At 65.9% G+C, this 11,655-nt stretch carries 9 protein-coding genes and 1 pseudogene; 3 read left to right on the forward strand and 7 right to left on the reverse strand.

All coding sequences use genetic code 11. The features are described from left to right. Positions 1-690 precede the first annotated feature (690 nt). On the forward strand, positions 691-1,494 hold the full coding sequence (locus WS45_RS00810; protein WP_059697629.1) for an EAL domain-containing protein: 804 nt from the start codon (positions 691-693) through the stop codon (positions 1,492-1,494). 62 nt (positions 1,495-1,556) lie between these two features. After that, entirely contained in the window at positions 1,557-2,000 is a 444-nt protein-coding gene (locus WS45_RS00815) for a hypothetical protein (protein WP_059697643.1), read from the forward strand. A 40-nt stretch (positions 2,001-2,040) separates the two neighbouring features. On the opposite strand, the gene WS45_RS00820 is transcribed toward WS45_RS00815, so the two are convergent. The 7 genes and pseudogenes from WS45_RS00820 to WS45_RS34610 form a co-directional block, all read right to left on the reverse strand. Continuing rightward, entirely contained in the window at positions 2,041-2,367 is a 327-nt protein-coding gene (locus WS45_RS00820; RefSeq protein WP_059697631.1) for a hypothetical protein, read from the reverse strand. Positions 2,368-2,591: 224 nt separating this feature from the next. Beyond that, on the reverse strand, positions 2,592-3,728 hold the full coding sequence (locus WS45_RS00825) for a DUF2827 family protein (protein ID WP_059532471.1): 1,137 nt from the start codon (positions 3,726-3,728) through the stop codon (positions 2,592-2,594). A gap of 28 nt (positions 3,729-3,756) precedes the next feature. Then, on the reverse strand, positions 3,757-4,221 hold the full coding sequence (locus WS45_RS00830; protein ID WP_059697633.1) for a DUF4019 domain-containing protein: 465 nt from the start codon (positions 4,219-4,221) through the stop codon (positions 3,757-3,759). A 25-nt stretch (positions 4,222-4,246) separates the two neighbouring features. Beyond that, the gene (locus WS45_RS00835; RefSeq protein ID WP_059697635.1) at positions 4,247-5,401 is read right to left on the reverse strand and encodes a DUF2827 domain-containing protein; all 1,155 of its coding nucleotides are present in this window, start codon (positions 5,399-5,401) and stop codon (positions 4,247-4,249) included. Positions 5,402-5,415: 14 nt separating this feature from the next. Beyond that, positions 5,416-6,561 carry a DUF2827 domain-containing protein gene (locus WS45_RS00840; protein WP_059697637.1) on the reverse strand — a complete coding sequence of 382 codons (1,146 nt, stop codon included), beginning with the start codon at positions 6,559-6,561 and terminating at the stop codon, positions 5,416-5,418. Between the two features lie 396 nt (positions 6,562-6,957). Then, positions 6,958-7,632, reverse strand: coding sequence for an OmpA family protein (locus WS45_RS00845; protein ID WP_059697639.1), 675 nt, complete (start codon positions 7,630-7,632; stop codon positions 6,958-6,960). Between the two features lie 123 nt (positions 7,633-7,755). Beyond that, positions 7,756-10,926, reverse strand: a pseudogene (locus WS45_RS34610) (YadA-like family protein); the annotation flags it as partial. Between the two features lie 109 nt (positions 10,927-11,035). Here WS45_RS34610 and WS45_RS36645 point away from each other — a divergent pair. Further along, positions 11,036-11,655, forward strand: a 620-nt coding sequence (locus tag WS45_RS36645; RefSeq protein ID WP_441294160.1) for a hypothetical protein, incomplete at its 3' end; no start/stop codon positions are given.

The following is an 11,655-nucleotide window of genomic DNA, read 5'->3' on the forward strand; positions in this document are numbered from 1 at the left end:
CCATTAAAAAAGAAACCGTCGAACCGGGGAAGATTCGACGGTTTTGAAGGCACGAATTTGACGGCTCCGAGGGAAGTCCGTCAGAAATTATTTTAGAGGTTAACAAGTCGGAAAGATTGTTAAACATCTTTCAATCGACGACGATCATATAATTCGGGCGGATATTATCGCCTCTGACTTGTATGATTAATATTCGGTCATCGTCAATATCGTTTGAAACGACGGAATTCAATTCTGTCGAGACCGAATGTGCCGTGTCGGGTCATCGGCGGCGCACGACGCGGGCGGCTGCGGCGAAATCCGTCATCGAGTCCGGGCGTTTTTCGCTGGCGGTTATTTGTCATACAAAAATATCGAACATCCGATTTTTGAAACGAGTCGCGCGGTAAATCGATTCGCCGAGCGGTGTTCGAGCGGATCAAAATAAACGATACCGATTGGCGCTTTGCAGGTGATTTTGTGTAATCTGCCGCACTGTTGTCGACGTGCCCGCGTGGTGTATTTCCTGTATTTGAATATCGTTGACAATATCGGGTTTGACGGCGCGCTGAAATAAAAAGTACGCTCCCGGAAAAGATCAAAACAAGAGGATGGGCCGGGTAGGCGGTGGCGCGTGTCGTGGTCGGCTCGCGCCATATGTATCGAGAGCGCGGGCCGTCATCGGCGGTCCGACATTTGCCGGAGCGCCGGATGAATGCGGTCGAACCTCGCCTGGAGGCGAACAGCGTTGCGAATCGGGACGAGATCGATCTCGTGTTCGGCGCGCCTGACGATCACCCCGACCTTGCGTCGGTACGCAGTTTCGTCGAAAGCCGGCTCGGATTCGCGCGCGAGCCGGTCTGCCGCGCCGACCTGTCGGGCGGCGTGCTGTATCACGAATGTCTCGCGCGGCTGCGCTGGGGATCGCGCGATGCATTGCCGCCGCTTGCGTTCCTGCCGCGCCTCGAATCGCTCGGCCTGATGCGCTGGTTCGACCGCCTCGTGGTGAGTCGGATGATCGACGCGCTGCGCGCCGATCCGAACGCCGTGTACGGCTGCAACGTAGCGGCGATGAGTGCGGTAGTGGACGACGCGTGGCTGGCCATTTTCAGGCGGCTCGAGCGCGAGCCGTCGGTCGCGGCGCGGCTGGTCGTCGAGATTACCGAGACGGGGCCGCTGAATCCCGTCGCGGGCCGGTCGTTCGTGAACCGGTTTCGCCAGGCCGGGTGCCGCGTCGCGATCGACGACTTCGGCGTCGGCTTCAGCGCGCTGAACAACCTGGTGGTCGGCAACCCCGATATCGTGAAGCTCGACAGGTCCGTCCTGTCGCTGATCAAGCGCAACGCGATCGGGCGCTACCAGTTTCGCCGGCTGATCGCGTTCGCGCATGAAAGCGCGCGGCACGTCGTCGTCGAAGGCGTGGAGAACGAGATCGACCGGCAGATCATCCTGGATTCCGGCGTCGCCTGGGCGCAGGGCATCCGCTTTACATGGCGGTCGCCGGCCGCCGCATGACGCCGCGGCGCGGGCGCGGCGCGCCGGCATCGGGCAACGAAGGATTGCAAAGGGGCGTGGGTATGGCGGCGACGAAGAAGGCCGGGCACGGAACGGGCACGCAGGCGGTCGATGCGCGCGAACTCGTCGCGATCGCCGAACTGGCCGACATGCTGTGGCAGCTCGGCGCCGAATCGAACGGCGCGCCGCTCGACGTCGCACCGTATCTCGATGGCCTGAAGGCCGTTGCGCACCGTATTCGCCGGATGCAGCCGCTCGACGCCGACGGCCGCGAACTCGCGGCGCGGCACTACTATGCCGGCGTGTTTGCGGGCGCCTGCGGCGACGATTCGGCGATTGCGTGCGGCGTATCCGGCAGCCTCGCGCGGCACGCCGGCCAGGTCAGCCGTGCCGCGCTCCGCTGTTTCGCGGGGCTGGCGCGGATCGGACGCCGCCACGGCCGCCTGTTCGCCACGCACGGCGGCGACCGGGTGCCGCCCTGGCGCCCGCTCGCGCACCGCGCCTGACGTTCGCCGATCGCGCGCGCGGCGCCCGGCAAGCATCCCGTCAGTCTTTTCCGAATCCGCCGAGCACGAGCGCCAGCGCGCGATCGACCGCATCGTCCCATCGGCCCGGATGCGCGGCGCGCACGATCCGGATGCCCGGATACAGCGCGGTACGCGAGCCGGTTTCCCGGCGCGCATCGGCTTTCGGGCTCAGCAGCAGGGCCGCCGGCACGCCCAACGCGCCGGCCAGATGGATGTGCGCGGTGCAGGTGGTGACCACGGCATCCATCGCGAGTATCAGCGCGGCCAGATCGCTGAAATCGCCGATCGCGTGATGCGGGAACGCGCCCGGCAGATCCGACGGCTCGGACTGCGCGGCGGTCAGCACGTTCTCGCCGGCGAGGGTCGCGCGCGCGGCTTCGTCGCGCCGGCCGGCACGCAGCAGCAGCGCCGAGCGCGCGAGTTCGACACGGCCACGCAGCGCGTCGGGTCTTGATCAGCGCGTCGGCCTGCCGCGTGCTGTGCCGGTCGATGACGAACGGACCGTGGATCGAATCGACCACGACGAAGTTGCGGGCGGTGTGCTCATGAACGGCTGGCGGACGGATGCGCTCAGCCGAGCGCGCGCCCGGCGAACAGGCGCTGGATCTGCTCGGAATACGCGCGAACGTTGTGGTCGGCGAGCGTGTCGACCTGCTGCAGACAGCGGCGGGCCGCCGCGGCGTAATCGTCGAGCCGCGCGTCGTGCGTTTGCGCGGCGGTTGCGATCGCGCGCGCCGCGTCGAAGATCTCGAAGTCCGGGTAGTAATAGCCGACGTCGCGCAGGAACGGCGAGTTGTGCACGAGCGGGTAGTTGCCGTACAGCGCGTCGTACAGCAGGTAGTTCAGGCCGTTTTCCCAGTGGTGCGACACGACGATGTCGGTGTGATGCGCGGCCCACGCGACGAACGGCGCGCGCACGTCGGCCGTCGCCTTGCCGTCGCGCACCATCTCGAGCCCGAGCGCGAGATGCTTGAAGGCGACGTTTTCCTTCTTGTCGAACGTGTTGGTCATGTACACATGCTCGACGAGTTCCGGGTGCTCGACGTAGCACGCATTCGCGGCCAGCATCGGCACGATCGAACTCTTCACGACGTTCAGGTTCGGTTCGAAGAACGCGATGCGCTTGGCCGGGCCGTGATTGCGATAGCCGAAGCGCGCCTTCAGTTCGGGATCGGCGTCGAGGCTGCGTTCGATGAAGTACGGTGACCAGATGTGCGGCAGCTCGATCACCGGCGCGCGATACACGGCCTGGAAGTAGGCCGCGCACGTGTGCATGTGCTGCGGATTGGTCCAGATCTCGTCGAATTGCACGCGGTTCGGGTTCGGCCGCCAGTTGTTCTTCTCGAAGTTGATCGTCTCGACCGCGATCACGTAGTCGTTGCCGAAGCGGTACGACACGCACTTGCCGCCGCGCTGGCGCACTGCGTCCGTGTGCGACGGATCGATGAACGCGTTCATCTCGATGAGCAGGTCGGTCTGGTGGACGATCGACGACAGCGGCCGCAGCGCGTCGCCGAACGCGTCCATCATCAGCGCCTGCGGGTAGTCGGTGATGCCGTCGTCGTGCGCGAGCCACACTTCGCCGATCAGCGGCGAGCGTTTCAGCAGCATGTACAGGTACACGCAATGCTGGTTCGCGCCGTTGTACCAGATCGACTGCGTCGCGTCGCGCTGAACGTTCATCGTAATCGCGACATTGATTTTCATCGGCGGCTCCGGGGGGACGGTTCGCGGTTCAAGGCGTGTCGTTCTGCGACTGGCGCGGCACGTAGCCGGTCAGGTGCCAGCGGCCGTCGTCGAGACGAAAGCTCAGCTTTTCGTACACGGTCGTCCCGGTCTTGAGCGTCGTCGTAAAGTCGACACTCGCATAAAGCCCGTCGGGCATCGACGATGAATTCGTGTAGCGAATGCGCGTGATCTGCGCCCAGCCGCGATGGCTGACCATGCCGACCGACTGGCGCGCGCGCTGCATGTCCAGAGCGAACTGGTCCTGCTTGATGCGCGCCTTCACGAACGCGGCGGAGTCGTTCCACACCATGCCGTACTGGCCGGCGTCGAGCTGTTTGAAGACCGCATCGGCATCGCGCAGCAGCGCGTCGGCCGATTCGCCGCCGGCTTGCGCGTGCGCACCGATCGCGATCGACGCGATGGCGCAGCCGATCAGCCATTTCGTGCGGGCGAGGGGCGGGTGTGCGTTCATGTTGAGGCCCGGAGCAGGCGGCGCGTCATGCGTCGCGATAGAGCGATGCGATCGCGTCGGAATATGCGGCGACGTTGTCGGGGTTGTAGATGCTGACCGAGTCGAGCACGTGCTTCGATTGCTCGCGGTACGCGTCGAGGTTCGCATCGTGCTCGGCGAACGCCTGCAGCAGCGCACGGCCGCCGGCCTGGCAATCGAAGTCCGGATAGAAATACCCGGCCTTGCCGAGGAACGGCGAGTTGTGGATCAACGGATAGTCGCCATACAACAGTTCGTAGTACAGGTAGTTCTGCGCGTTTTCCCACGTGTGCGACACCACCGCGTCGCCGTAGGCGGCCATGAACTCGTACACCGCATAGCGGCTTTCGAACGTCGTGATCCCGTGATTGACGATGTCGAGGCTCTTCGCGAAGTGAACGAAGGTCGCATGTTCCTTCAGGTGCAGCGTATTGCACACGCGCACGAACTCGAGGAACTTCGGATTCGCGCGGTACGCCTCTTCCGTGACCAGCATCGGGATGATGCTCGTCTTCACCATGCAGATGTTCGGCTCGAACATAGTCACGCGCCAGCGCGGCTTGCCGGGCTGATAGCCGAACGTCAGGCCGGCGCCGAGCGTCGCGCGCGCCTTGTCGAACAGCATCGGATGCCAGATGTGCGGGACGATCGTGACGGGCGCGCGCAGGCCGGTCTGGTAATAATGCAGGCACGAGCGCTCGAACTCGGGAATCGTCCACACCGCGTCATACGGCGCGCCCGAGAACAGGAAGCCCGACGGCTTGTCGAACATCGCGCGCTCGATGTCGATCACGTAGTCGTTGCCGACCCGCATCGTGACGACCTTGCCGCCGCGGTCGCGGAACGCGCGCAGGTAGTCGGCGCCGAACTGCGCGCTCATTTCGATCAGCACGTCGCAGCGCTCGAGCGCTTCGTCCATCGACAGCAGCGGCACGTCCCATTCGCCGAGCATCATCTGCGGATCGGCGACCTGTTCGCCGCCGTTCACCATCACGGCTTCCGCGACGAGCGGCGACTGGCGCAGCAGCAGAATCAGCAGCAGGCAGTTCTGGAAGATGCCGTTTTCCCACAGCGACTGGCCGGCGCCGCGTACGAACAGCGACACGCCGACGACGAGACGCTTGCCCTCGCCGGGCGCTTGACGGGCTTTGGAGTCCGACATGCGTATGCTCCGGTTCAGGCGACCAGGCGCGCGACGAACGCGTCCAGGTTCGCGGGGTTGTCGATCGAGACCGACTGCAGCAGCCGGCCGGCTTTCGCGCGATAGTCGTCGAGCCGCTCGTCGTGATGCAGCCATGCATCGCGCAGCGCCTGGCCACCGCCGGCGGAATCGAAATCCGGATAGTAGTAGCCGGCGTCGCCGAGCAGCGTCGAGTTGTGGATCAGCGGATAGCCGCCGTACAGCACGTCGTAGTACAGATAGTTCTGCGCGTTTTCCCAGTGGTGGGACACGACGGCGTCCGCGTGGCGCGCCATGAAGCCAGGCAGGTCGATGCGCGGCTCGAACGTCGCCTTTTGCTGGCGCACGAGGTCGAGGCTATTCGCGAAGTGCACGAACGTCGGATGCGCCTTCATCTGCATCGAGTTGACGACGAACAGATGCCGCACCGCGTCCGGCTGTGCGCGGTAGAACTCGTCGCACGCGAGCATCGGGTAGTGGCAGGACTTCACGACCGAGATGTTCGGCTCGAGCGTGGCGAGATTCCACGGACGGCGGCCCGGCCGATAGCCGAACGTCAGGCCTTCGCTCGCCAGCGCGGCGATGCGGCGATCGAGGAAGTACGGCGACCACAGATGCGGAATCGTGAAGACCGGCGCGCGCGTGAGCGTGCGCAACAGCGGCACGTCGATCTTCTGCGACTTCTCGAGCACCCATACTTCGTCGAACTGCGTGCCGTTGAAGACGTGTCCCGACGGTTTGCCGAAGATCGGCGTTTCGGCGAGACCGCTGTAGGTATGGCCGACATAGCACGCGACGAGCTTCGTGCCGAGCGCCTTCACGTGCCGCATCCATTCGGTCGGCAACTGCGCGCCCATTTCGATCACGACGTCGAGTTCGTGCGTGACGTCGGTGGGCTTCACGAGCGGCACGTCGAGGCCGTCGAGTTCGAGGCCGGTCGGCAGTGCGTTGGCGTCGCCGCCGTTCAGGAAATAGACGGGGCCGACGCGGTCCGAACGTTTGAGCATCATCGCGAGGTACGCGATGTTCTGGTGAATCCCGTTTTCCCAGATCGCCTGGCCGTCCCGCGCAAACAGCGAGATGCCGACGGCCGGCCGTTGCTTGCGGGTGCCGCCCGAGGCGGCTTGATTGATGTCCGTCACCGGTTGGTTTCCTCTGCGGCGTCGTGCGTTCGGCCGTGGCCGCGAAACGGCGCGCCGTGGATTGTCGTGGTCGCGTTCGCGCCGGCGCGCACTGGAATGTGCGTCGAGCGGCGCGGATCGCGAGGCGGCCGCAGGATTCCGGGGTGTCGTCGGGCGGGTCTGGCACGGCGCGCGACGCGGTCGGAACGCTCCGGCAGCTGTCTGCGGCGATTGTGGCACGGAAGGCGCCGTTTTGTGGAGGGGGCTGACGAACTTTGACATAGCCGCCGGCACGGGAGCCGGGGCCCCGGCGAAGCGGGGTCGACGGGGGCAGCAGGGTGCCGGCGGGGCAACAACGCCCTGCCGGTGAGGGCCGTGCGCAGGCGCGAGGGCGCCCGGGCCGCGACGGCCGGCTGCTCAGCGCTGCAGCGAGATCTCGACGCGGCGGTTGCTCGCGCGGCCTTCGGCCGTCGCGTTGGACGCGACCGGATCGGCGCTGCCGCGGCCCGTGACCGACACGGACTGCGCTTTCAGCCCGTGCGCCTTCAGGTAGCTTGCGACGGTTTCCGCGCGGCGCTTCGACAGCGCGAGATTGGCGGCGTTGCTGCCGACCGAATCCGTATGGCCGGTGACCGTCACCTGCGTGTACGTGCGGTCTTCGCGTTCGCTCAGCAGCTTGTCGAGCGATGCGCGCGCGGCCGGCGTGAGCGTGGCCAGGCCCGTCGCGAACAGCGCGTCGCCCGCGAGGTTCACATGTTCGACCGCCGCGGGCGCGGGGGCCGGCGCCGGCTCGGCGGCCGACGCTGCCGCGGCCGGCGCGGCACCGCACTGGAATACGAGCGTCGCGGGATCCGAGCCGTCGCGCAGCGCACGGGCCGAGTCGACCGTGCGCACCGGCTGGTCGCCGCAGATCTTGCGGGCGGCCTTCATGCAGGTCTGCGGGCCCGACAGCAGGCCGTGGCAATCCACCTGGAAGGTGCGCACGCCGTCGCGCGGCTGCAGTTCGGATGCGCTGAAGGTCGGGCCGGATGCGGTCGAGCACGCGGCGAGGGCCGTTGCGGAAAGTGCGAGCGCAAGAGCGAGTTTGTTCACGATTACGTCCTCAATGCTTGGGTTGACTGAAGCCCGCCACGCGTTGCGCGGCGGGCTCGTCCTGCCGTCGGGGCCGCCCGCCGCCGTCCGGCTCGTGAGCCGGCGGCGTGGCGGCGCGACGCGTTACTTCCACTGGTACAGCATGCCGGCGCCGATCACCTTCTGACCGCCGCTGAAGCCGCCGTTGATCGACGCCTTCAGGTTCTCCGTGATGCGCGCCTGCATGTTGACCGCCATCGCCTTCTGACCGAGGAACGACGCGGTGCCGACACCCATCCCGAAGTTGGCGTCGCGATCGAGCTGCGGGATCGACGCCATCGCGCCGACGGCCGCGATACCCTGCTTCGCCATCTGGTCGGTCTGCTGCAGTTGCGAACCCAGCGAGTTGATCTGCGCCTGCTGGCCCGACAGTGCCGTCGACAGCGTCGTCTGCACCTGCGTCAGCTGGTTCACGTTCACCGCGTCCGTGCCTTGCGTGCCCGGCGCGACGTTCGTGATCTGGCGCTGCTGCGTGTCGCTGCCGACCGACACCACGTTCGAACGGCCGCCGTCGGTCGAATTCGCGCCGATCGCCACCGAGTTCGAGCCGGCGGTGACCGTCGGCCGGTCGGAGCCGGTGCCGGTCATGTCGGCCGCGACGGCGGTGTTGTTCAACGTGCGCGTCGTGTTGTTGTTGATCGTGTTCGACAACTGGTTCACCTGATCGCCGAGATTCGTCACGCCGGTCGACAGCGAGGCCACCGTGCTGTTCGTCGTGCTCAGGCCGGTCGACAGCGAGCCGATGCCGGTCGAGGTCGACGTCGACAGCGACGTGAGGTTGCTGTTCGTCGAGCTGAGGCCCGTCGACAGCGAGCTGATCGCCGTCGAGGTCGACGTGGACAGCGACGTGAGGTTGCTGTTGGTCGAGCTCAGGCCCGTGGACAGCGAACCGATGCCGGTCGACAGCGACGAGATGTTCGACGCGGTCGACGTCGACAGGCTGTTGACCGCCTGGTTCGTCGCGTTGAGCTGGCTGCCGTTGATCGCGTCCGTGCTGGTGGCCGAGACCTGGCCTGCCGCGACGTTCGTGATCTGGCGTTCCGCACCGGGTGCGCCGACGCTGAAGACGCCCACCGGCGAGGTGCCGTAGACCGGGTACGTGATGCCGCCGACCGTGACGCTCGACACGCCGACGGCGTTGCCCGTGGTCGAGTTCGCGCCCATGGCGATCGAGTTGGCGACATTGGCCTGCGCGTTCGTGCCGAAGGCGAGTGCATCCGCGGCGGTGGCCGACGCACCCGAGCCGTAGGCTTGGGCGCCGGTCGCACTCGCGACCGCCTTGTTGCCGAGCGCGATCGTGTTGTCCGCGGTGGCCTGGTTCGAGCTGCCGAGGGCGAGCGCGCTGTTGCCGGTTGCCGTGTTCGCGTTGCCGAGCGCCACTGCGCCGGTGCCGGTCGCCGTGTCGTTCGCGCCCATCGCCACCGCGCCGGTGCCCGTTGCGATGCTCGGGTCGCCGATCGCGACCGCGCCGTCGCCGCTCGCCGTGTTGCCGGAGCCGATCGACACCGCCTTGCCGCCGGTGGCCGATGCGTTCTGGCCGATGGCGACCGCGCCGGTCGACTGTGCGTTCGAGCCGTCGCCGACCGCGACGCTGCTGGCGCCCGCCGCGCTGGCGTTCACGCCGGCTGCCAGCGAGTTGACGCCCGTCGCGCCGTCGTTGGCGTAGTTGCCTTGCTGCGTGCCGTTGTCGTTGACGCTGTAGTAGTGCGTCTTCGCGGCTTCGATCGCGGTCGAGGTCGAGGTGGACAGCGACGTGATCGAGCTGGTTGCCGTCGAGAGACCCGTCGAAGTCGAGGTCGACAGCGACAGCACCGTGCTGTCGGTCGAGCTCAGGCTGGTCGACAGCGAGCTGAGGCCGGTCGAGGTCGAAGTCGACAGTGACGTGACCGTGCTGTCGGTCGAGCTCAGGCCGGTGGACAGCGAGCTGATGCCGGTCGAGGCCGAGGTGGACAACGACGTGATCGTGCTGTTGGTCGAGCTGAGGCCGGTGGACAGCGAGCTGATGCCGGTCGAGGCCGAGGTGGACAGCGACGTGATCGTGCTGTTGGTCGAGCTGAGGCCCGTGGACAGCGAGTTGATGCCGGTCGAGGTCGACGTCGAGAGCGAGCTGATCGAGCTGGTTGCCGAGGACAGGCCGGTCGACGTGGAGGTCGACAGCGAAGCCACCGTGCTATCGGTCGAGCTGAGGCCGGTGGACAGCGAGTTGATGCCGGTCGAGGTCGACGTTGAGAGCGAGCTGATCGAGCTGGTTGCCGACGAGAGGCCCGTCGACGTGGAGGTCGAGAGCGACGCCACCGAGCTGTCGGTCGAGCTGAGGCCCGTGGACAACGAGCTGATGCCGGTCGAGGTCGACGTGGACAACGAGCTGATCGAGCTGGTTGCCGACGACAGACCCGTCGACGTGGAGGTCGAGAGCGAAGCAACCGTGCTATCGGTCGAGCTAAGGCCCGTGGACAGCGAGTTGATGCCAGTCGAGGTCGACGTCGAGAGCGAGCTGATCGAGCTATTGGTCGACGAGAGGCCGGTCGACGTGGAGGTCGACAGCGAAGCCACCGAGCTGTTGGTCGAGCTGAGGCCCGTGGACAGCGAGTTGATGCCGGTCGAAGTCGACGTGGACAGCGAGCTGATCGAGCTATTGGCCGACGAGAGGCCGGTCGACGTCGAGGTGGACAGGGAGCTGATCGAGCTGGTTGCCGACGACAGACCGGTCGACGTCGAAGTCGAGAGCGAAGCGACCGAGCTATCGGTCGAGCTGAGGCCGGTCGACAGCGAGTTGATGCCAGTCGAAGTCGACGTGGACAGCGAGCCGATCGAGCTATTCGCCGACGACAGACCCGTCGACGTGGACGATGACAGCGAAGCGACCGAGCTGTTGGTCGAGCTGAGGCCGGTCGACAGCGAGTTGATACCCGTCGAAGTCGAAGTGGACAGCGAGCTGATCGAGCTATTGGCCGACGAGAGACCTGTCGACGTGGAGGTCGACAGCGAAGTCACCGAGCTGTTGGTCGAGCTGAGGCCGGTCGACAGCGAGTTGATACCCGTCGAGGTCGACGTGGACAGCGAGCTGATCGAGCTGTTCGCCGACGAGAGACCCGTTGACGTGGAGGTCGACAGCGAAGCGACCGAGCTGTCGGTCGAGCTCAAGCCCGTGGACAACGAGTTGATGCCGGTCGAGGTCGACGTGGACAGCGAGCTGATCGAGCTATTGGCCGACGAGAGGCCGGTCGAAGTCGAGGTGGACAGAGAGCTGATCGAGCTGGTTGCCGACGACAGACCGGTCGACGTGGAGGTCGACAGCGAAGCGACCGAGCTATCGGTCGAGCTGAGGCCGGTCGACAGCGAGTTGATCCCGGTCGAGGTCGAGGTGGACAACGAGCTGATCGAGCTGGTTGCCGACGAGAGACCGGTCGACGTGGAAGTCGACAGCGAAGCCACCGTGCTATCGGTCGAGCTGAGGCCAGTGGACAGCGAATTGATACCCGTCGAGGTCGAGGTCGAGAGCGACGAAATCGAGCTGGTTGCCGACGAGAGACCGGTCGACGTGGAGGTCGAAAGCGAAGCCACAGAGCTGTTGGTCGAGCTGAGGCCCGTGGACAGCGAGTTGATGCCCGTCGAGGTCGAAGTGGAAAGCGACGAGATCGAGCTGTTCGCCGACGACAGGCCGGTCGATGTGGAAGTCGACAGCGAAGCGACCGAGCTATCGGTCGAGCTGAGGCCTGTGGACAGCGAGTTGATACCCGTCGAGGTCGAAGTCGAGAGCGACGAAATCGAGCTGTTCGCCGACGAGAGACCCGTTGACGTGGAGGTCGACAGCGAAGCGACCGAGCTATTGGTCGAGCTCAAGCCCGTGGACAACGAGTTGATGCCGGTCGACGTCGAAGTCGAGAGCGAAGCGACAGAGCTGTTGGTCGAGCTGAGGCCGGTCGACAGCGAGTTGATACCGGTCGAGGTCGACGTGGACAGCGAAGAGATCGAGCTATTCGC

This window comes from Burkholderia sp. RF2-non_BP3 (assembly GCF_001522185.1).
Taxonomy (GTDB): domain Bacteria; phylum Pseudomonadota; class Gammaproteobacteria; order Burkholderiales; family Burkholderiaceae; genus Burkholderia; species Burkholderia diffusa.

Coding starts and splice junctions, on each gene's coding strand:
- WS45_RS00810 (WP_059697629.1), top strand. CDS start 691: ATGAATGCGGTCGAACCTCGCCTGGAGGCGAACAGCGTTGCGAATCGG.
- WS45_RS00815 (WP_059697643.1), top strand. CDS start 1,557: ATGGCGGCGACGAAGAAGGCCGGGCACGGAACGGGCACGCAGGCGGTC.
- WS45_RS00825 (WP_059532471.1), bottom strand. CDS start 3,728: ATGAAAATCAATGTCGCGATTACGATGAACGTTCAGCGCGACGCGACG.
- WS45_RS00830 (WP_059697633.1), bottom strand. CDS start 4,221: ATGAACGCACACCCGCCCCTCGCCCGCACGAAATGGCTGATCGGCTGC.
- WS45_RS00835 (WP_059697635.1), bottom strand. CDS start 5,401: ATGTCGGACTCCAAAGCCCGTCAAGCGCCCGGCGAGGGCAAGCGTCTC.